19 protein-coding genes are annotated in these 20,756 nt (G+C 65.5%); 14 read left to right on the top strand and 5 right to left on the bottom strand.

Going from position 1 to position 20,756, the window contains the following annotated elements; genetic code table 11:
- Nucleotides 1-12: 12 nt before the first annotated feature.
- Together MPSD_RS04450 and MPSD_RS04445 are read right to left on the bottom strand one after the other, a co-directional pair.
- Complete coding sequence (locus MPSD_RS04450; protein WP_020788746.1) at nucleotides 13-459, bottom strand: MmpS family transport accessory protein; 447 nt, start codon at nucleotides 457-459, stop codon at nucleotides 13-15.
- A 258-nt stretch (nucleotides 460-717) separates the two neighbouring features.
- Entirely contained in the window at nucleotides 718-1,389 is a 672-nt protein-coding gene (locus tag MPSD_RS04445; protein WP_036426942.1) for a TetR/AcrR family transcriptional regulator, read from the bottom strand.
- A 366-nt stretch (nucleotides 1,390-1,755) separates the two neighbouring features.
- On the opposite strand from MPSD_RS04445, the gene MPSD_RS04440 reads away from it, so the two are divergent.
- From MPSD_RS04440 to MPSD_RS04405, 8 genes are read left to right on the top strand one after another with little or no spacing between them, the layout of a single operon-like run.
- Nucleotides 1,756-2,175, top strand: coding sequence for an MmpS family transport accessory protein (locus tag MPSD_RS04440; protein WP_015354433.1), 420 nt, complete (start codon nucleotides 1,756-1,758; stop codon nucleotides 2,173-2,175).
- The gene (locus MPSD_RS04435) at nucleotides 2,172-5,069 is read left to right on the top strand and encodes an MMPL/RND family transporter (RefSeq protein ID WP_020788748.1); all 2,898 of its coding nucleotides are present in this window, start codon (nucleotides 2,172-2,174) and stop codon (nucleotides 5,067-5,069) included. The genes MPSD_RS04440 and MPSD_RS04435 overlap by 4 nt, the downstream gene beginning before the upstream one ends.
- Nucleotides 5,070-5,127: 58 nt before the next feature.
- Nucleotides 5,128-6,444, top strand: a complete 1,317-nt coding sequence (locus MPSD_RS04430; RefSeq protein ID WP_086085293.1) for an NAD(P)/FAD-dependent oxidoreductase — start codon at nucleotides 5,128-5,130, stop codon at nucleotides 6,442-6,444.
- Complete coding sequence (locus tag MPSD_RS04425; RefSeq protein ID WP_020788749.1) at nucleotides 6,438-7,154, top strand: DUF1365 domain-containing protein; 717 nt, start codon at nucleotides 6,438-6,440, stop codon at nucleotides 7,152-7,154. The genes MPSD_RS04430 and MPSD_RS04425 overlap by 7 nt, the downstream gene beginning before the upstream one ends.
- Nucleotides 7,151-8,437, top strand: coding sequence for a class I SAM-dependent methyltransferase (locus tag MPSD_RS04420; protein WP_020788750.1), 1,287 nt, complete (start codon nucleotides 7,151-7,153; stop codon nucleotides 8,435-8,437). Before MPSD_RS04425 ends, MPSD_RS04420 begins: the two co-directional genes overlap by 4 nt.
- Before the next feature lie 17 nt (nucleotides 8,438-8,454).
- Entirely contained in the window at nucleotides 8,455-9,228 is a 774-nt protein-coding gene (locus MPSD_RS04415) for a DUF1295 domain-containing protein (protein ID WP_119571754.1), read from the top strand.
- A 45-nt stretch (nucleotides 9,229-9,273) separates the two neighbouring features.
- Nucleotides 9,274-9,837, top strand: coding sequence for a sigma-70 family RNA polymerase sigma factor (locus tag MPSD_RS04410; protein WP_011739564.1), 564 nt, complete (start codon nucleotides 9,274-9,276; stop codon nucleotides 9,835-9,837).
- On the top strand, nucleotides 9,834-10,532 hold the full coding sequence (locus MPSD_RS04405) for an anti-sigma factor (RefSeq protein WP_086085295.1): 699 nt from the start codon (nucleotides 9,834-9,836) through the stop codon (nucleotides 10,530-10,532). Before MPSD_RS04410 ends, MPSD_RS04405 begins: the two co-directional genes overlap by 4 nt.
- Nucleotides 10,533-10,543: 11 nt before the next feature.
- On the opposite strand, the gene MPSD_RS04400 is transcribed toward MPSD_RS04405, so the two are convergent.
- Both MPSD_RS04400 and MPSD_RS04395 read right to left on the bottom strand, forming a co-directional pair.
- Complete coding sequence (locus MPSD_RS04400; RefSeq protein WP_086085296.1) at nucleotides 10,544-11,392, bottom strand: hypothetical protein; 849 nt, start codon at nucleotides 11,390-11,392, stop codon at nucleotides 10,544-10,546.
- A 9-nt stretch (nucleotides 11,393-11,401) separates the two neighbouring features.
- Nucleotides 11,402-11,917: a mycothiol transferase gene (locus MPSD_RS04395; protein ID WP_020788754.1), complete on the bottom strand. Its 516-nt coding sequence runs from the start codon at nucleotides 11,915-11,917 to the stop codon at nucleotides 11,402-11,404.
- Nucleotides 11,918-11,982: 65 nt separating this feature from the next.
- Between MPSD_RS04395 and MPSD_RS04390 the strand changes: the two genes are divergently transcribed.
- From MPSD_RS04390 to MPSD_RS04380, 3 genes are all read left to right on the top strand, one after another.
- Nucleotides 11,983-13,731, top strand: a complete 1,749-nt coding sequence (locus MPSD_RS04390) for an N-acyl-D-amino-acid deacylase family protein (RefSeq protein ID WP_020788755.1) — start codon at nucleotides 11,983-11,985, stop codon at nucleotides 13,729-13,731.
- A 95-nt stretch (nucleotides 13,732-13,826) separates the two neighbouring features.
- Nucleotides 13,827-15,293, top strand: a complete 1,467-nt coding sequence (locus MPSD_RS04385) for a capsule stability/integrity protein PPE10 (RefSeq protein ID WP_012392709.1) — start codon at nucleotides 13,827-13,829, stop codon at nucleotides 15,291-15,293.
- 36 nt (nucleotides 15,294-15,329) lie between these two features.
- Nucleotides 15,330-15,749: a pyridoxamine 5'-phosphate oxidase family protein gene (locus MPSD_RS04380; RefSeq protein ID WP_015354423.1), complete on the top strand. Its 420-nt coding sequence runs from the start codon at nucleotides 15,330-15,332 to the stop codon at nucleotides 15,747-15,749.
- An 84-nt stretch (nucleotides 15,750-15,833) separates the two neighbouring features.
- Here the strand turns inward: MPSD_RS04380 and groL are convergent, their stop codons facing one another.
- Nucleotides 15,834-17,459, bottom strand: a complete 1,626-nt coding sequence (gene groL, locus MPSD_RS04375) for a chaperonin GroEL (RefSeq protein ID WP_015354422.1) — start codon at nucleotides 17,457-17,459, stop codon at nucleotides 15,834-15,836.
- A 309-nt stretch (nucleotides 17,460-17,768) separates the two neighbouring features.
- On the opposite strand from groL, the gene MPSD_RS04370 reads away from it, so the two are divergent.
- The 3 genes from MPSD_RS04370 to moeA are packed head-to-tail and all read left to right on the top strand — an operon-like array spanning nucleotide 17,769 to nucleotide 20,481.
- Entirely contained in the window at nucleotides 17,769-18,272 is a 504-nt protein-coding gene (locus MPSD_RS04370; RefSeq protein ID WP_036427526.1) for a cupin domain-containing protein, read from the top strand.
- A gap of 46 nt (nucleotides 18,273-18,318) precedes the next feature.
- Complete coding sequence (locus tag MPSD_RS04365) at nucleotides 18,319-19,257, top strand: SDR family NAD(P)-dependent oxidoreductase (RefSeq protein ID WP_015354420.1); 939 nt, start codon at nucleotides 18,319-18,321, stop codon at nucleotides 19,255-19,257.
- 18 nt (nucleotides 19,258-19,275) lie between these two features.
- Complete coding sequence (gene moeA, locus MPSD_RS04360; RefSeq protein ID WP_020788757.1) at nucleotides 19,276-20,481, top strand: molybdopterin molybdotransferase MoeA; 1,206 nt, start codon at nucleotides 19,276-19,278, stop codon at nucleotides 20,479-20,481.
- Nucleotides 20,482-20,756: the final 275 nt, after the last annotated feature.

Here is a 20,756-nt window from a genome sequence, read left to right as displayed (position 1 = left end):
CCTGATCGTCGCTCATGCCGATTTCACCAGGCAGAAGGTCTGGGCGTTCACTTCGTTCTCGGACCTTTCGTCCTTGACTTCGCCGTTCACGATGATCCGGCACCCGATCTGGTCGGTGTCACCCTGAGCGACGACATTGACGCTGACCGACGGGAGCGTGGTCGTCACCGCCAGCGTCCAGGGCAACGTCACGCCGCTGACCCGCTGAGGCTGGGCTTCAACGTCCAGATAGTTGATGTTGGCGACGGTCCCCGGCGGACCAAAGACTTCATAGACCACGTGCTTGGGGTTGAACGGCTTGATGTCATCGGAGACGCCGCTGGTGAGGGGACGGTCGTCATGGACACCGAAGTAGCTGCGAAGCCGATTGACGCTGAACGCCGCGATCACGACTACGGCCAGGATGACCAGCGCGATCCACGTTCGCTTCAGCGCGTTGAGAACCGAGATATTGGGCACCCAATCACCTTCCGCTAGCAGGGGGCAGGTCCGTTCCAATCAAGTACTGCAGCCGTGGCGCGCAGGCGTCAGGTTGGACAACGGTGTCCACGCCGCGACTCCAACGGTGTTGGAACAAAAGCTGACTTACTTAGCCATCCCATCCATTTGTTTGTTGCGCTAAGCATCTTAAACACACCATGGGGTAGGCCGCAGAATTTCCGCTCCACGGATGGCGCCGGAACCGACGCCCGCTCAAATGGCCCATTCGCCGGTAACTTACGACGATTTGGCGGTCAAGCCGCAACAGGTGGCGGTCAGCAAACGAGTGAGAGCGGCCGCGAAGTCAAGATTCCACTCCGGCGGAAGCACGTCGGGCTCCTCGGCGTAGACGTCGGTGAGCCGCTGCGGCGGATTCGCGATCTGCCAAAGCGTGGCCCCCAGCGAGTAGGCCGCCAGCAGAACGTCGAACGCCCCCGGCAGTGCGTTCTCGATCGCATCAGCAAGCGCAATCACGGCGGCGGTGCTGGTGCGCTTGACCTCCACAACCCTGTCCACCTCCACTTCGTGTTCGAGGTGCAGGTGAAGGTTGGCCAGCAGGTCACAGAACAACGGGTCCGCGGCCAGGCCGTCAGCCAACGCCGCGGCCACCCGCGATTCGGTCATGGGACCGGGCTGGCTCAGCTCCCCACAGACCGTGTTCGACCACCGCTGCCACCCCTCGGCAGCAAGGTGCAGCAATACCTCTTTATGCGAAGTGAAATAGCGACGCACCGCCGAGTAGTGGATTCCGGCGCGGCTGGCAACCGCAGTCAGCGTGACCGACGCAACACCGGTCTCGGATGCCATCGAGCGCGCGGCCTCCACCAAAGCGGCCGCACGCTGGCGTTTGTTCTCCTCGGTGCGCGCGCGCCGGAAGGTTAGTTGCGCCACCGCCAGAGGATAACGCACACTGCGTGATTTGCGAGGGTAATGCCGACCGGGTACCGTACCTTTACGCACGTGATATGCGTTACATCCCCAAGATGACGGAAGGGGTCGACAATTCCGCCCATCGCCATGGTTTACTTAGGCTAGGCTTGGTTGCGCGTCTCAGCGCGATGCAGCCAGCCCGAGGTGAGACGGGGTGACAACCCGTAAATCGGCCGATAGATCCGCCGAGGTTGCGACAGCCACTAGATCTACTGGATCTACCTGCGGGCACTCCCACCCCTCACCGCGATCCAAAGATTGAACATGGTCGAACGGCGTTGAACATACGGGTATCGTGCGCCCCGTAGCTTCGCCAACCGGTAAAGGGGACTTGAGATTTTCAGGGTGCTGTCGCGAACGTGGATCGTGCTGGTGATCGTGGCGGTGATCATCGTCGGGGGATTCTCCGTGCACCGAATCCGCGGCTTCTTTGCCTCGGAAAAACGCGAATCGTATTCCGACAGCAATCTCGACAACAAGCCTTTCAACCCCAAAGAGATCACCTACGAAGTCTTTGGCCCTCCGGGCACGGTCGCCGATATCAGCTATTTTGATGTCAATTCCGACCCGCAGCAGGTAGAGGGTGCGGTGTTGCCCTGGACGTTGCATTTCACCACGAATTTGGCGGCCGTGATGGGTAACCTTGTCGCACAAGGAAATACCAACAGCATTGGCTGCCGAATCACGGCAGACGGCAAGGTCAAGGCCGAGCGGGTGTCCAACGAGGTCAATGCTTACACCTATTGCCTGGTGAAATCAGCGTGACCGTCAAATACGCGAACGACCCGGACACCCGCGCTCACACCGAAAAGCCGTTTCTGGCGCGAATGATTCACGCGTTCGCGGTGCCCATCATTCTCGCCTGGGTCGCGGTTTGCGTTGCGCTCAGCGTATTCATCCCATCGCTGGAAGTGGTCGGCCAAGAGCGTTCGGTGTCACTGGGCCCAAAAGACGCGCCCTCCTACGAAGCGATGAAGCGCATCGGCGCCGCCTTCAACGAAGGCAACTCCGACAGTCAGGCGATGATCGTCCTGGAGGGCAAGGACGCTCTCGGTGATGGCGCGCACAAGTACTACGACGTTCTGATCCGCAAACTGAGGGCCGATCCCCGACACGTGCAGAGCGTCCAGGACTTCTGGGGCGATCCCCTCACGGCGGCCGGAGCGCAGAGTAACGACGGCAAGGCCGCCTACGTACAGCTCAATCTCGCCGGCAATCAGGGCGAGCCGCTGGCCAATGAGTCCGTCGAAGCGGTGCGCAAGATCGCCAAGGAAACCCCCGCACCCCCCGGGGTCACGACTTATGTCACCGGTGCGGCAGCGCTGGTTTCGGACATGCACAGCAGCGGCGACAAGTCCATGATCAAGATCACCGTGACGACGGTGGCGGTGATCTTCATTATGTTGCTGCTGGTCTACCGATCGGTGATCACCGTTGTCGTGCTGCTGCTCACGGTGGGAGTCGAACTAACCGCCGCGCGTGGGGTGGTCGCGCTGCTCGGGCACAGCGGGGCCATCGGGCTGTCCACCTTCGCGGTAAGCCTGCTCACCTCGCTGGCGATTGCGGCCGGCACGGACTACGGGATCTTCATCTTCGGGCGTTACCAGGAAGCGCGTCAGGCCGGTGAGGACAAAGAGACGGCCTTCTACACGATGTATCGAGGCACCGCCCACGTCATTCTGGGTTCTGGACTGACGATCGCCGGCGCGACCTTCTGCCTCAAATTCGCCCGGATGCCCTACTTCGAAACCTTGGGCATCCCCTGCGCGGTGGGGATGCTCGTCGCGGTGATGGTGGCGTTGACCCTGGGTCCGGCCGTGCTGACCGTGGGCAGCCGCTTCGGACTGTTCGACCCCAAGCGCCTGATCAAAGTTCGGGGCTGGCGACGCGTCGGCACCGTGGTGGTGCGCTGGCCGCTGCCGGTTCTCGCCGCAACGCTGGCCGTCGCCCTGGTGGGTCTGCTCGCGTTGCCCGGCTACCGCACCAACTACAACGACCGTGACTATCTGCCCAACTTCATCCCGGCCAATCAAGGGTTCACGGCCGCGGAACGGCATTTCTCCCAGGCCCGGATGAAGCCCGACATCCTCATGATCCAGTCAGATCATGACATGCGGAATCCCGCGGACTTTCTCGTCCTCGACAGACTCGCCAAGGGAATTTTCCACGTCCCAGGAATATCCCGGGTGCAAGCGATAACCCGGCCCGACGGAACGGCGATGGACCACACGTCGATACCGTTTCAGATCAGCATGCAAAATGCCGGGCAGATCCAGACGCTGAAGTACCAGCGCGACCGCATGAACGACATGCTCACGCAGGCCGAGGAAATGGCCAAGACCATCGCGTTGATGCGACGCATGTACGGCCTCATGACCCAGCTGGCCAACAACACCCACAAGATGGTCGGCGACACGATCGAGATGCAGCAGATAACCAAAGAACTGCGCGACCATATCGCTAATTTCGATGACTTTTTCCGTCCGATCCGCAGCTACTTCTACTGGGAAAAGCACTGCTACGACATTCCCATCTGTTCGTCGTTCCGGTCGATATTCGACGCGCTCGACGGAATCGATCAGATCGACGAAAAGCTGGACAACCTGGTCGTCGACATCAAAGAGCTCGATCGGCTGATGCCCCAGATGATCGAGACGTTCCCGCCGATGATCGAAACCATGGAGAGCATGCGCCTGATGATGCTCACCATGCACAGCACCATGTCTGGTCTCTACGACCAGATGAGCGAGATGAGCGAAAACGCCAACGCCATGGGCAAGGCTTTCGACGCCGCCAAGAACGACGATTCGTTCTATCTTCCGCCCGAGGTCTTCAAGAACGAAGACTTCAAGCGCGCGATGAAATCGTTCCTGTCCCCCGACGGGCATGCCGCCCGCTTCATCATCTTGCACCGCGGAGATCCCCAATCAGCCCAGGGAATCGCGAGCATCGACCAAATTCGAACCGCGGCCGAGGAATCACTCAAGGGGACCCCCTTGGAGGACGCCAAGATCTATGTGGCCGGCACGGCATCGGTCTTCAAGGACATCTCCGAAGGCGCCGACTGGGACCTGTTGATCGCGGGGATATCGTCGCTGTGCCTGATCTTCATCATCATGTTGATCCTCACCCGTGCCTTCGTCGCGGCCGCGGTCATCGTCGGTACCGTGGCGCTTTCGCTGGGCGCCTCATTCGGCATGTCGGTGCTGTTGTGGCAGCACATCCTCAACATCGATTTGCATTACATGGTGCTCGCGATGTCGGTCATCGTGTTGTTGGCGGTGGGGTCCGACTACAACCTGCTGCTGGTGTCCCGGTTCAAAGAGGAGATACCGGCCGGGTTGAAGACCGGCATCATTCGCGCGATGGGCGGTACCGGCAAGGTCGTGACGAACGCAGGCCTGGTGTTTGCGTTCACCATGGCGTCCATGGCCGTCAGCGATCTGCGGGTGATCGGCCAGGTCGGCACCACCATCGGCCTGGGCCTGCTGTTCGACACCTTGATCGTTCGGGCCTTCATGACCCCGTCCATCGCGGCATTGCTGGGCCGCTGGTTCTGGTGGCCGATGAGGGTGCGCACTCGGCCCGCTCGAACCCCGTCGTCGCCGACGGCAGACCCCGAGCCCGACCGGGCCTTGGCCATGAGCGGCGAACGCTAACGATGTTGCGCATTTCCGGAGCGGCCAACCAAGCGGCCGGCGGCTCCGAATACCTCATGTGCAGCAGAAAACTCTCACCCAGCGTTCGATAGCCGTCATCGGCAGCGGCGTCGCCGGACTGACCGCCGCCTACCTGCTGTCCGGACGTGACCGGGTCACCCTCTACGAGGCGGACACCCGACTCGGCGGACACGCCCATACCCACTGTCTGGACGCCGGCGACGGCACGTTCGTGGGCGTCGATTCGGCGTTTCTGGTCCATAGCGACCGGACCTACCCGACGCTGTGCCGATTGTTCGCCGAGCTCGGCGTGGCCACCCAAGAGTCAGAGATGTCGATGTCGGTGCGCGCCGACGACATCGGGCTCGAATATGCCGGAGCGCTGGGACCGCGCGGCCTGTTTGCCTGCTCGGCGGCATTGCGGCCGCGCTACCTGATGATGCTGGCCGAGATCCTGCGCTTCCACCGGGCCGCCTCCAGATTGCTGCGCGAGGACACCGCCGGCAGCGCTGGGGACGATCTGGAGACGCTGGAGGCGTTTCTCAAGCGGCACCGCTTCTCGTCGTTCTTCGTCGACTACTTCATCACGCCGTTGGTGGCCGCCGTGTGGTCGTGTGCCGCTGGCGATGCGTTGCGCTACCCGGCCCTGTATCTGTTCGTCTTTCTCGAGCATCACGGCATGTTGTCGGTGTTCGGGTCACCGACGTGGCGCACTGTCACCGGCGGCAGCGTCAACTATGTGCGTGCCATCGCCTCGAGTCTGGACGAGGTTCGCACCGGCGCCGCGGTGCATTCGCTGCGCCGGACGGCCGACGGGGTCGTGATACGGGCCGGTGGCGACGCGCCCCGCTGTTTCGATGCCGCTGTCGTCGCCGTGCACCCCGATCAAGCCCTGCTGTTGCTCGATGATCCGACGACCTGGGAGCGCAACGTCTTGGGGGCAATCCCCTACTCGACCAATCGCGCCCTGCTGCACACCGACGAATCGGTGCTGCCACGGCACCACCGGGCCCGGGCATCGTGGAACTACCTGGTGGCCCCCGGACAGGACCATGTGGTGGTCAGCTACGACGTCAGCAGGTTGATGCGCATTGGCGGCAACCGCCGTTTCGTGGTCACCCTCGGTGGCCACGACCGGGTGGATACCCGATCGGTGATCGCCGAGATGACCTATAGCCATCCCTTCTACACGCCGGAATCGGTTGCCGCCCAGCGTGTTTTGCCGACGCTCGACGACGATCGGGTGGTGTTCGCCGGGGCCTACCACGGCTGGGGATTCCACGAGGACGGCGCCGCATCGGGACTACGCGCGGCGCGGCGGCTCGGAGCCGACTGGCCGGCCCGAACCCGACCGGAGGCGATGTTGTCATGCTGACTCAAACCCGGGTAATGGCACCGGCGATCTACCGCACCACCATCACCCATGCGCGGCGGGTCCCGGTGCACCACTCGTTCGGATACCGCAGCTACAGCTGGTATGTCGACGTTGACGACTTACCCCGGCTGCCGTGGTGGCTACGGCCGATGGCCCGGTTCCACGCCGATGACCACTTCATCTCCCCGCCGCAGGGATCCCTTCGGGACCGCCTGGAGGCTTTCTTCGCCGAACAGGGCGCCGAAATCCCTGACGGCCGCGTGACCGCGCTGCTGCAGGCGCGCGTATTCGGCTACGTCTTCAATCCGTTGAGCGTCTTTTGGTGCCACGACCGCGACGGCAGGCTGCGCCACGTGGTGGCAGAGGTGCACAACACCTACGGGGGACGCCATGCCTACCTGCTACCGCCGGCCGAGCTGCCGGTGGCCGCCGTCAAGAATTTCTACGTCTCACCGTTCAACCAGGTCGACGGGTACTACCTGATACAAGCGCCACGGCCCGAAGCCGAGGTGGACGTCACGGTTTCGCTGCACCGCGAGAACCGGCAGAGCTTCACCGCCAACCTGCACGGGAAACGACTACCAGCGACAACCAAGCAAGTCGCGATCATGCAAATCATTGCGCCGTTGGCCCCGTTGGTGGTGGCCGCCCGCATCCGGATACAGGGGATCAAATTGTGGTTGCGTCGAGTTCCGGTGGTACCGCGATGAGTGTCGACACCGTCCGCGAGCCCCTCCAAGAACGCTCCGAAGTCATCGATTCGCGGCGCTGGCCGGCGGTGGCAAAGCCGCCGTCGGGCCCGCTTTCCGCGGTGGCTGCCGCAATCGCGCACCGCCTGCTGCGCCGCGCGGTTGCCCGCCTGCCACTACGACTGGTCTACCCGGACGGCACCTCGATCGGTGCCGCCGATGGGCCCACCATCGTGGTGCACCAGCCGGCCGCGCTGGCCCGGCGGATCGGGCGAAACGGCCTGATCGGCTTCGGCGAGTCCTACATGGCCGCGGAGTGGTCATCAAACGATCTCGCCGCGGCGCTGACGGTGTTCGCCGAGTCGGTGGCCGAGCTGATACCACCCTCCCTCCAGTGGCTGCGACCCATTGCACCGGCTTTTCGGCCGCGCTGGCGAGACCCCAGCCGCGATGAGGCCCGGCGCAACATCGCCGAACACTACGACCTGTCGAATGAGCTGTTCGCGCAGTTCCTCGACGACACCATGACGTATTCGTCGGCGCTCTTCGACCAGCTACCCGCCGCCTGGCCGGATCTGGCTGCGGCCCAACGGCGCAAGATCGATCGGTTACTCGATATGGCCGAGGTTCGCGACGGTAGCCGGGTGCTCGAGATCGGCACCGGCTGGGGCGAGCTGTGCATCCGGGCGGCGTCGCGGGGCGCGCAGGTCCGATCGATAACCCTCTCGGTCGAACAGCAGCGGCTGGCGCGCAGGCGGGTCGCCGAGGCGGGCCTATCCCATCTGGTCCAGATCGACCTGTGCGACTACCGCGATGTCGGCAGCGAGGGCGCAGCCTATGACAGCGTGCTCTCCGTCGAGATGATCGAGGCGATCGGATACCACTCGTGGCCAAAGTATTTCGCCGCGCTGCAGCGGCTGGTACGGCCGGGCGGGAAGGTGGCGATCCAGGCGATCACCATGCCCCATGACCGGATGCTGGCCAGCCGCAATACCTTGACCTGGGTGCAGAAGTACATCTTTCCGGGCGGACTGCTGCCGTCCACCCAGGCGATCGCAGACATCACCGAGCGCCACACCGCCTTGCGCACCATCGACACGGCCTCACTACGACCGCACTACGCGCAGACCTTGCGGCTGTGGCGGGAGCGGTTTCTGCAGCGCCAGGGTGAGCTGGCACAGTTGGGCTTCGACGACGTGTTCAAACGGATGTGGGAGCTGTACTTGGCCTACTCGGAGGCCGGATTCCGGTCGGGTTACCTCGACGTCTACCAGTGGACGTTCGAACGTGAGGATGGCCGGTGATCGGAGACGGAATTCTGCTGATCTCCGGCGCATCGGCCGCCGCGCTGATCGTCGTGCATTCGGTGACATTTGCGATCGGCCACCGCATCGGCCGCTACAACGTCGTCGACGCGGCCTGGGGTCTGGGGTTCGTCGCCGTTGCCGCCGTTTCGGCGGTACTGGGCAGCGGCGACCCGACCCGCCGGTGGCTACTGCTGGCGCTGGTGGCTATCTGGGGTTTGCGGCTGAGCTGGCACATCCACCGCAAGACGGTCGGCAAGGGAGAAGATCCGCGCTACACGGATCTGCTCCGCGGCGCCACGCTGGGGCAGGTGGTGCGCAAAGTGTTCGTGCTGCAAGCATTCTTGACGCTGTTCATCTCCTTCCCGTTGCAGCTGTCTGCCGTCACCGGGCCGACGCCGAAGCCGCTGCTGGCCGTCGGGGCGCTGGGCGTAGCGGTGTGGCTGCTCGGCGTCGTCTTCGAGGCCCTGGGCGACCACCAGTTGCGGGCGTTCAAGGCCGACCCCGCCAACCGGGGCGCCATCATGGATCGCGGCCTGTGGGCCTGGACGCGCCACCCCAACTACTTCGGCGACGCCTGCGTCTGGTGGGGATTGTGGCTGGTCACCATCACCGGCTGGGTCCCGCTGATCACCGTGGGCTCACCGCTGCTGATGACGTACTTCCTGGTCGACGTCAGCGGCGCGCGACTGACCGAGAAGTACATGAAGGATCGTCCCGGATTCGGCGAATATCAACGGCGGACGGCGTATTTCGTGCCCCGGCCGCCTCGATCGGCGCGTCATCAATGACCGGCCCGACGATCTTGGCGCCAACTGGCGATAGGCTACCGATCGATGACCGGACCGCCGGGGCGCAGCGACGACCTCAACGCCCTATTGCGCCAGATCGCGCGGGGCGAGCGCGACGCGTTCGCCATGTTCTACGACCACACCTGTACGCGGGTGTATGGACTGGTGGCACGGGTGTTGCGTGATGCCGGCTACAGCGAGGAAACCACCCAGGAGATCTATCTCGAGGTGTGGCGGACGGCATCGGATTACGACGCCACCAAGGGCTCTCCCCTGGCCTGGTTGCTGACCATGGCGCATCGGCGCGCGGTGGACCGGGTGCGCGCCGAGCAGGCCGGCAGCCAGCGGGAGTCGCGCTATGGCGCGGCCAATGTCGATCTGGCCAGTGACGTGGTCGCCGATTCGGCGATCGCCGGTGATGAACGTCGCCGGGTGGTGGAGTGCCTGGATGGGCTGACCGATACCCAGCGGCAGTGCATCGAGCTGGCCTACTACGGCGGGCTGACCTATGCCGAAGTGTCGCAGCGGTTGGCCACCAATCTTTCGACGATCAAATCACGCATGCGCGACGCGCTGCGCGGTCTGCGCAACTGCCTGGATGCGTCATGACCGAGCCGACCGACTTCCAACTGCTCGAGCTGGCGACACCGTATGCCCTGCATGCGGTCTCCGACGAGGAGAGACTCGACATCGAGCGCCAGCTTAGCGCAGCACCGGCGCCGGTGGCCGCCGCATTCGACGAAGAAGTTCGGTCGGTGCGCGAAACGATGTCGGTGGTATCGGCCGCCACGGCCGCGCAGCCACCAGCAGAGCTGCGCCAGGCGCTGCTCGCAGCCGCGGAGCCCGCTCAGAGCCGCCGTCAACCACGTTGGCGCACTGCAGTTTTCGCTTCCGCCGCGGCGATCGCGGTGGGGCTGGGCGCGTTCGGCCTGGGCGTCCTGACCCGACCGTCGGCATCGCCGACGGTCGCCGAGCAGGTGCTGGCCGCGCCGGATGTGCAGACGGTCTCCGGCCGGCTCGGCGGCGGAACGGCCACCGTGATGTTCTCCCGCGATCGCAACGCGGGTGTGTTGGTGATGAACAATGTGCCGCCGCCGTCTCCGGGCACCGTCTATCAGATGTGGCTGGTCGACGCCAAGGGGCCGACATCGGCGGGAACCATGGGCCCCACGGCGGTCACGCCGTCGACAAAAGCGACGCTGACCTATCTCGGCGACTCGACGACGCTGGCGTTCACCGTCGAGCCCGGCACGGGTTCGACCAAGCCGACCGGCACGGTGCTGGCCGAGCTGCCGCTACGCTGACCCGTCCGGCGCTAGTTCCACAGGCTCTTGATCATCGCGGCCACGGCACCCACCACCACCAGCGCGACGCCGGCAAGCAGCGTCAAATTCAGCCATAGATGCAGGCTGCCCTCCGCGGTATTGACCATGACATCGGCGATGCGGCGGATGTCACCCGTGGTGCGGTTGAGCGCTTCGTTGACGTATCGGCCGCCGACTTCGATGCCCGCCCAGCCGGCAGCGCCGACCATTAGCGCCGAGACACCCAGACTACTCAGCGCCTTGCCGCGGCGGCGGGCGGTGATCAGCGTCAGCAGCCCGCAGACCACCGCGAGGGCCGCCGCCCCGATGCTGACGCAGGGACCCCAGACCGCGACTCGGCGCAATTGGCCTTGATGCAGGGGCTGGGGAGTCGACACCGTCAACGGAACTCGCAAGGTGTCGGGCACCGTCACGTGATAGCTGCTCAAGACCTGCTGGATGGAACTGTCGTTGAGCATCGGCGCCAGGTCGACCACCCAGCGCTCGCCGTCGGCCGCGGACTGCGCTTCGCTGAACAACCAGTCGTGTGCCACCCGATTCGCCTGAGCGAACAACGGCGGAAATGCTGCGCTGGCGGTAAACGACATGGCCGCCTCCTGCACCGCCGACCCGTCGATCGCGTCGTGCTGGCCGCCGCGCTTGGCGATGAGCGCCATGGCACGGGTGCTGAGTTCAGCGGCCATCGCCGACTGCAGCACCGGATCATCGGCGGCCCGGCCGGCCAGCGCGGTGTAGCCGTCACGATCGATGATGTGTGTCTGCGCCCACGCGGCCGGGACCGCCACCGCCAGCGCGACCGTGGTGGCCAGCCATAAGACCACCGTCGCAAGCAATCGCACGCCTAGAACCTACTGGGCGATCCCGCGCAGGTAGGCAGCCTGTCCCAGGTGTTGGGCGCAGTCGTCGACCACGCTGATCAATCGGACGCTCGCGGTGACCGGCGGATCCCAATGGGTGTCCACCACGCGGGACAGTTCCTCGGCGGTCACACCCGCGACGTACTGCAGCGTCAGGGCGTGCACCGCGTGGTAGTAGTCGGCCAGCAGCTCGGCCGGCGCACGCACTTTAGCCACATCCTGCGCGCCGTGCCCGTAGCCGGTGTCGCCGCGGGGCAGGTCCAGCCCGAACCGGTCCACCCAGCCATCACGAGTCCGCGCCTGTTCGACCCCGGCGATGTCGGCCACCTGGACGTCCTGGACCCGCGCACTGTGCCAGATCAGCCAGGCGATGCTGTTGGCGGCCGGTGTTGGCCGGTAGTTGGCCACTTGCTCGGTCAGACCGTCGGTGAGTTCATCGACGTGTTCGATCACTCGGGTGAACGCGTCGCGCAGCAGCTCGCGGGCCGCGGCATCGGAGGTAGCCATACGGCCGACTCTACGAGCGCCATCGGACCTGGCACCACCGACCGCCGCGGTCGTAAATTGATTAGATGAGCTACGACCTCCTCATCCGTAACGGAACCATCGTTGACGGGCTGGGGGGTGAGCCGTACGTCGGCGACGTCGCGGTACGCGACGGCATCATCGTGGCCGTCGGGCCACCCGACGACTCGGTCAACGGCGACGCCGCCGGGCGGGTGATCGACGCCAGCGGCCTGCTGGTCACCCCGGGGTTCGTCGACCTGCACACCCACTACGACGGTCAGTCAATCTGGTCAGACCGACTGACACCATCATCGGCGCACGGCGTGACGACCGTGCTGATGGGCAATTGCGGGGTGGGTTTTGCGCCGTGCCGCCAGCAGGACCACGACGTGCTCGTCGACGTGATGGCCGGTGTCGAGGACATCCCCGGCGTTGTCATGACCGATGGCCTGCCCTGGACCTGGGAGACGTTCCCCGAATTCATGGACGCGTTGGAGGCGGGAGCACGCGACATCGATGTGGCCGCCTTTCTGCCGCACTCCCCGCTGCGGGTCTATGTCATGGGTCAGCGCGGCGCCGACCGCGAGCCGGCCACCCCCGAAGACCTGGCCACCATGCGGGCACTGGCCAAACAGGCCATCGAGATCGGTGCGCTGGGGTTCGCGTCGTCGCGGCTGACCATCCACAAAACCGAGAGCGGATCGCCGATTCCGAGCTACGACGCCGCCCGTGCGGAGATCGAAGAGATCGCCAAGGGCGTCGTCGACGGCGGCGGTGGCCTGTTGCAGTTTGTGCCCGACATCCCAGCCGGCGGCTACCAGCCGGTGTTGCAGACCGTGTTCGATGTCGCCGAGGAGGTCGGGCTGCCAGTCACGTTCTCGTTGGTGGTCGGCAACGTCGGCGAACCCAGCTGGCCCGATGCCATCACAATGGTCGAGAACGCGAACAAGAACGCGGGCGAGGGAACCCGCTTCACCGCGCAGCTACTGCCCCGTCCGATCGGGCTGATCATCGGACTGCAGCTGTCGGCAAACCCATTTGTGCTCTATCCCAGCTACCGCGAGATCGCACATCTGCCGTTGGCCGAGCGTGTCGCCGAAATGCGCAAACCCGACGTCCGGGCCCGCATCCTGGCCGATAAGCCCGGCGTCGGGCATCCGATTCTGTATGTGGCGCAGGCCTGGGACTGGATCTTTCCGCTGACTGAGGACCCCAACTACGAGCCGGCGGCGGCCGACAGCATCGGGGCTCGGGCTCGCGCCCGCGGCGTCAGCCCGATGGAGGAGGCCTACGACCGGCTGCTCGACGACGACGGGCACGCCATGTTGCTGGTCGCGACCAGCAACATGGAGAACAACTCGCTGGACACTGTCGGCAAACTATTGCATCGCGAAGACGTGGTGCTCGGTCTCGGCGACGGGGGCGCCCACTACGGGATGATCTGCGACGCCAGCTACTCGACCTACTTTCTGACGCACTGGGTTCGCGATCGGGCATCCGGGCGATTCAGCGTGGCCGAAGCCGTCCGCGAACTCACATCCGTGCCGGCCCGGGTGGCCGGCCTGGGCGACCGCGGACGCATCGCGGTCGGCTACAAGGCCGACCTCAACGTCATCGACCACGCCGCACTCCGACTGCACAAGCCGGTCATCAGGTACGACCTGCCCGCGGGCGGGCGGCGCTTGGATCAGACCGCCGAGGGCTATGTTGCAACCGTGGTATCGGGTCAGGTGATCGCCGAGAACGGGGTGCCGACCGCTGCCCGGCCCGGCAAGCTGGTCCGCGGACGGCAGCCAGCCCCGGTCCCGGCGTGAGGGAACTTGGGGGTTCCTGTAAACCCCCTATGGATCGACATTTTTCCGATGCCGATACGGCCACGGTAGCGGCCGTCGCCAGGTAGTTTGGGCTGGTGACAAACCCGCATTTTGCGTGGTTGCCGCCAGAGATTAATTCGGCACTAATGTTCGCCGGTCCCGGAGCGGGGCCGCTGCTTGCCGCTGCCGCGGCTTGGGGCGGTTTGGCCGAGGAATTGGCGTCAGCGGTGTCGTCATTCAGCTCGGTCACCTCCGAGTTGACCAGTGGCTCATGGCTGGGCCCCTCGGCGGCAGCCATGATGGCTGTCGCCACCCAATACATGGCGTGGCTCGGTGCGGCTGCGGCACAGGCGGAGCAGGCGGCCGCACAGGCCGCTGTCACGGCAGGCGCGTTCGAATCGGCTCTGGCGGCGACGGTGCAGCCCGCGGTGGTCACGGCCAACCGCGGGCTGATGCAGGTGCTGGCGGCCACGAACTGGCTGGGTTTCAACACCCCCGCGATCATGGACATCGAGGCCGCCTACGAGCAGATGTGGGCGCTCGACGTGGCGGCCATGGCCGCCTACCACGCCGAAGCGTCGGCGGCCGCTTCGGCGCTGGCGCCCTGGAAGCAGGTGCTGCGCAACCTCGGTATCGACATCGGCAAGAACGGCCAGATCAACCTGGGCTTCGGCAACAGCGGCACCGGCAATGTCGGCAACAACAACGTCGGCAACAACAACTGGGGCAGCGGCAACACCGGAAGCAGCAACGTCGGCACCGGTAACACCGGAAGCAGCAACATCGGTAGCGGCAACACCGGTAACAGCAACGTCGGGTTGGGCAACCTGGGCAGCGGGAACGTCGGCTTCGGCAACACCGGCAACGGCGACTTCGGGTTCGGCCTGACCGGCGATCATCAGTTCGGCTTCGGCGGCTTCAACTCGGGTAGCGGCAACGTCGGAATCGGAAACTCGGGCACCGGCAACGTCGGCTTCTTCAATTCCGGCAACGGAAACATGGGTATCGGCAACTCAGGCTCCCTCAATTCGGGCCTGGGCAACTCCGGGAGCATGAGCACCGGTTTCGGCACCGCCAGCATGAGCAGCGGCATGTGGCAATCGATGCACGGCAGCGACATGGCAAGCTCTACCAGCTTGGCCAGCTCGGCCACCTACGCAACGGGCGGCACGGCCACCTTGAGCTCGGGGATCCTGAGTTCGGCGCTGGCACACACCGGCGGCCTGAATCCGGCGCTGGCCGGCGGATTGACCCCCACCGCAGCCACCCCGGCTGCCGCCGCTCCCGCGGCCGCGGCGCCGGTAGCGGCGGCGGCTGCCGACGCCGGCCCCGTCTCTGCGGGTGCAAACAGTGGCTCCACCGCGGGCGCGGGCCTACGCAGCCCGGCTGCCGGATACTCCGGCCTGTACAACTCGGCTAACAGCGATGCGGGTGCGCGAAGCGTCGCCACCCGTGAAGCGCCGGCAAACGCCGGTGCGGGCATCCCCAGGTCCAGCTTCTATCCGAACCGCGAGACGGCTGACAGCGAAGCCGACATCCAGCTGCCGCTGCGCACGGAGTAGTCACACCCCATCCGGCCGGCATCTATCCTCGATTGCATGGCTGCCAAGAAGGTGGACCTCAAGCGGTTGGCCGACGCCTTGACCGACTACCCGTTCGCCTACCTGATCACCGTTGACGACGACCACCACGTGCACACGGTGACCGTGGAACCGGTGCTGCGTGGCCTGCCCGACGGACCGGACGGACCGCGCGCGGTCATCGAGGTCGGGCTGATCGGCGGCCGCACCCGCGCCAACCTGACCAGCCATGGTGATGCCACGCTCCTGTGGCCGCCACCCGAACCCGGCGGCTATTCGCTGATCGTTGATGGGCGCGCCGAGGTATCCGACGCCGGCACCGAAACGGCCCAGTGCGCTGTGCTGCCCACCAAGGCGTTGCTGCACCGCAACGCCGACTCTGCCGCCACAGCCAGCGGCTGCCTGCATGACTGCGTCGTGTTCTCCGAGCCTTCCTAGCGCGCCCGTACACACACGAAAAAGCCCGGCCCCCCGAAGGGAACCGGGCTTTTTCGTGCTTGCGAACTTGCGCGCCTTGCGGACTTAGAAGTCCATGCCGCCCATGCCGCCGGTCGGGTCGCCCGCGGGAGCGGCCGCCTTCTCCGGCTTGTCGGCGACAACGGCCTCGGTCGTCAGGAACAGACCCGCGATGGACGCCGCGTTCTGCAGCGCCGAACGGGTCACCTTGACCGGGTCGGCAACGCCGGCCTTGAGCAGGTCCTCGTACACACCGGTGGCGGCGTTCAAGCCGGTACCGGCGGGCGAGTTACGGACCTTCTCGGCCACCACACCGGGCTCCAAGCCACCGTTGAAAGCGATCTGCTTCAGCGGAGCCTCGAGAGCCACCCGGACGATGTTGGCGCCGGTGGCCTCGTCACCGGATAGCTTCAGCTCGTCCAGCGACGGGACCGCGTGCAGCAGGGCGACGCCACCACCGGCGACGATGCCCTCCTCAACGGCAGCCTTGGCGTTACGGACCGCGTCCTCGATGCGGTGCTTGCGCTCCTTGAGCTCCACCTCGGTGGCAGCCCCGGCCTTGATCACCGCAACACCGCCGGCCAGCTTGGCCAGGCGCTCCTGCAGCTTCTCACGGTCGTAGTCGGAGTCGCTGTTCTCGATCTCGGCGCGGATCTGGGCCACCCGTCCAGCGATGGCGTCGGAGTCACCGGCGCCCTCGACGAGGGTGGTCTCGTCCTTGGTGATGACGACCTTGCGGGCCTTACCCAGCAGCGAGATGTCGGCGGTCTCGAGGGAGAGGCCAACCTCTTCGCTGATGACCTGACCACCGGTGAGGATGGCCATGTCCTGCAGCATCGCCTTGCGGCGGTCACCGAAGCCGGGGGCCTTGACCGCCACCGACTTGAAGGTGCCACGGATCTTGTTGACGACCAGGGTGGACAGCGCCTCGCCCTCGACGTCCTCGGCGATGATCAGCAGCGGTTTGCCGCCCTGAATGACCTTCTCCAGCAGCGGCAGCAGGTCCTTGACAGTGGACACCTTGGAGCTGACCAGCAGGATGTAGGGGTCCTCCAGGACCGCTTCCTGACGCTCGGCGTCGGTGACGAAGTAGCCCGAGATGTAGCCCTTGTCGAACCGCATCCCCTCGGTGAGCTCGAGCTGCAGGCCGAAGGTGTTGGACTCCTCGACGGTGATGACGCCCTCGTTGCCCACCTTGTCCATCGCCTCGGCGATCAGGTCGCCGATCGACTGGTCGCCGGCGGAGATGGCTGCGGTCGCCGCGATCTGCTCCTTGGTCTCGACCTCTTTGGCCGACTTGAGCAGGATCTCGGTGACCTTCTCGACTGCCTTCTCGATGCCGCGCTTCAGACCGAGCGGGTTGGCACCGGCCGCAACGTTGCGCAGGCCTTCCTTGACCAGCGCCTGGGCCAGCACGGTGGCCGTCGTCGTGCCGTCACCGGCCACGTCGTCGGTCTTCTTGGCAACTTCCTTGACCAGCTCAGCGCCGATCTTCTCGTACGGGTCCTCCAGCTCGATCTCCTTGGCGATGGACACACCATCGTTGGTGATCGTGGGGGCACCCCACTTCTTCTCCAGGACGACGTTGCGACCCTTGGGGCCCAACGTCACCTTTACCGCGTCGGCGAGGGCGTTCAGGCCCCGCTCGAGGCCGCGACGGGCCTCTTCGTCGTACGCAATTGTCTTGGCCATTGCGAAGTGATTCCTCCGGATTGGGAATGAAACGGGGGTCACCGGGTAATGGCAACCCCGTTACTTACGCTGGCCGGGCGCAGTGCCCGCGACGGACGACCGAAGCCAGGTCGCAGATCACGACCAGGCCCGTTCTCACCGTCCCGACCTAGCACTCGCGGGTCGCGAGTGCCAACGTCATTTTTAGCACTCGCCTATGTCGAGTGCAAGGACGCCCCCACCCGCCGACGATACGGCGCGCGCCGCGGCGGGCGGGCGCTCGGCCCGAACAACAGCCTGTCGCGTGAAGCGTTGGGCCACACTGGGGTGATGTCGCTCGCCATGCCTGCCTACCCGCCCTATCCGCCAGCGCGCTACACCGGCGAGAAGGGAGAGGTCAGTGCTCGGCTGAAACGTCGGGACGAACCTCCCAACCTGGAGTTGGGCGGCACCAAGTACCACTACCTGGCCACCCAGAAAACCACTGACGGCGATTTTGGGCTCTACCGCGTCGATATCGCACCGGCCGGAGGTGGGCCGGGTCCGCATTTCCACAAGACGATGTCGGAGTCCTTCTTCGTCCTGTCCGGGTCGATGCGCATGCACGACGGGCGAGACTGGGTCGACGCATCCGCCGGCGATTACCTCTATGTACCGCCCGGCGGAGTGCACGGCTTCCGCAACGAGTCCGACCAGCCGGCATCGATCCTGATCCTGTTCGCCCCCGGCGCCCCGCGCGAGGACTACTTCGAGGGGTTCCCGGGCCTGGCCGACATGACCGACGACCAACGCCGGGAGTTCTTCGTCGCGCACGACAACTTCTGGGTCCAATAGTTCTGGCGGCCGGGCCGCCCGGGCCGGAAGTGAGTATGTTCTGGCCATGAGCGCTAAAGGGAAAGCCAAGAGTCATTGGTCGGCCTCCGACATCCCGGATCAAAGCGGCCGGGTGGTGGTGGTCACCGGCGCCAATACCGGGCTCGGCTACCACACCGCCGAGGCGCTGGCCGGCCGCGGCGCCCACGTCGTGCTGGCGGTACGCAACCCCGAGAAGGGCAACGCCGCCGTGGCACAGATCGTTGCGGCCAAGCCCCAGGCCGACGTCACGTTGCAGGCCCTGGACCTGAGCTCACTGGACTCGGTGCGCAGCGCCGCCGATGCATTGCGTTCGGCCTACCCACGCATCGACCTGCTGATCAACAACGCCGGCGTGATGTGGACACCGAAGCAGGTGACCAAGGACGGCTTCGAGATGCAGTTCGGCACCAACCACCTGGGCCACTTTGCGCTGACCGGGTTGTTGCTCGATCACCTGCTGCCGGTACCCGGCTCGCGGGTGATCACGGTCAGCAGCCTGGGCCACCGCATTCGGGCCGCGATCCACTTCGACGATCTGCAGTGGGAACGCAGCTACAACCGAGTCGCGGCATATGGACAGTCCAAGCTGGCCAACCTGCTGTTCACCTACGAGCTGCAGCGCAGGCTCGCGGCGGACTCCCAGGCCGCGACGATCGCCGTCGCGGCCCACCCCGGCGGCTCCAATACCGAACTGGCCCGAAACCTGCCACGGATGTTGGTTCCGCTAGCCAACATTCTCGGCCCGGCGCTGTTCCAGAGCGCGCAGATGGGTGCTCTGCCGACGCTGCGCGCCGCCACCGATCCCTCGGCGGCCGGCGGCCAGTACTACGGTCCGGACGGTTTCGCCGAGCAGCGCGGCCACCCGAAAATCGTCCAGTCCAGCGCTCAATCTCACGACGAGGACCTGCAACGTCGGCTTTGGACGGTCTCCGAGGAGCTCACCGGGGTCAGCTTCCCCGTCTAGCGGGCCGATAATGGCCGCATGCGGTCGGTCGAGGAGCATCAGCGGGTCGTCACCAACATGGTCCGGGCCCGTCCCGTCGCCAAGGTCCCATTGCAGCAAGCGCAGGGCCTGGTGCTCGCCGACGACGTGGTCGCCTCACTGCCGCTACCGGTGTTCGACAACTCCGCGATGGACGGCTACGCGGTGCGGGCCGAGGACACCGTGGGCGCGAGTGCGCAGCACCCGGTGGTGTTGCCAGTGGCCGAGGACATTCCGGCGGGGCGCGTCGACCAACTGAGGCTGCACCCGGGGACGGCGCACCGGATCATGACCGGGGCGCCGGTACCCGCCGGCGCGACGGCGATCGTGCCGGTGGAAGCCACCGACGGGGGCCTCGAGACGGTACAGATCGGCCAGCCCGCTGTCGCGGGCAAGCACATCCGGCGCGCGGGTGAAGATGTCGCCGCCGGTACCACCGTCCTGCAAGCCGGCCAGCTGGTGACACCGGCAGCGCTGGGCTTGGCCGCCGCGCTGGGGCTGGCCGAGCTCAGCGTGATCCCCCGCCAGCGCGTGCTGGTGGTCTCCACCGGCACGGAGCTGGTACCGCCGGGCACGCCACTGCAACCCGGACAGATCTACGAGTCCAACGCGGTCATGCTGACTGCCGCGGCCCGCGACGCCGGTGCGGTCGTGGTAGCCACCGACACCGCTGGGGACGACGTCGCGCAGTTCGTCGCGATTCTCGACCGACACGCGGGTGCCGCGGACCTGATCATCACCAGCGGGGGCGTCAGTGCCGGAGCCTATGAGGTTGTCAAAGACGCCTTCGGCCGCGAAGGCGATCAGGGCGTCGAGTTCGTCAAGGTGGCGATGCAACCGGGAATGCCCCAGGGCGTCGGCCTGGTGGCCGGCACGCCGATCGTGACCCTGCCCGGCAACCCGGTCAGCGCGCTGGTGTCCTTTGAGGTGTTCATCCGTCCCGCGCTGCGCCTGACCATGGGTCTGCCGGATCCGCGGCGACCACAGCGGACCGCGGTGATGACCGAGACGGTCACCTCACCGCGCGGCAAGCGGCAGTTCCGGCGCGCGATCCTCGACATAGGCACCGGACAGGTCACCAGCTACGGGCCGCCGGCCTCGCACCACTTGCGCTGGCTGGCCTCGGCCAACGCCTTGCTGGAGATTCCGGAGGATGATGTGGAGGTGTCCGCCGGAACCCAGGTACAAGTCTGGGATTTGACCTAAACCACGGCGACCGCGCCCGATATCGGTCCAACGCCCGACTGATCGCGCCCCGGATCCAGGCCGGGAGCCCGCGGATCGACTATCCCCAGAAAATGAGATACCGAACGCAAAAATGAGACGATATTGTCTCGACAATTACATTTATGGATCTGGCATAAACCCGCCTCTGTAAAAAGGCTTTACATTTAGCCTACTAAATATAACGTTTTGATAACTCTTGACAGATCTCCAGAGTGATCAAGAATGCGAAACAAATACGATCCGTTCGACTGCTG

The organism is Mycobacterium pseudoshottsii JCM 15466 (assembly GCF_003584745.1).
GTDB lineage: Bacteria > Actinomycetota > Actinomycetes > Mycobacteriales > Mycobacteriaceae > Mycobacterium > Mycobacterium marinum.
Note: the sequence above shows the minus strand (reverse complement) of the source record. Positions and strands in the feature narration are given on the sequence as shown.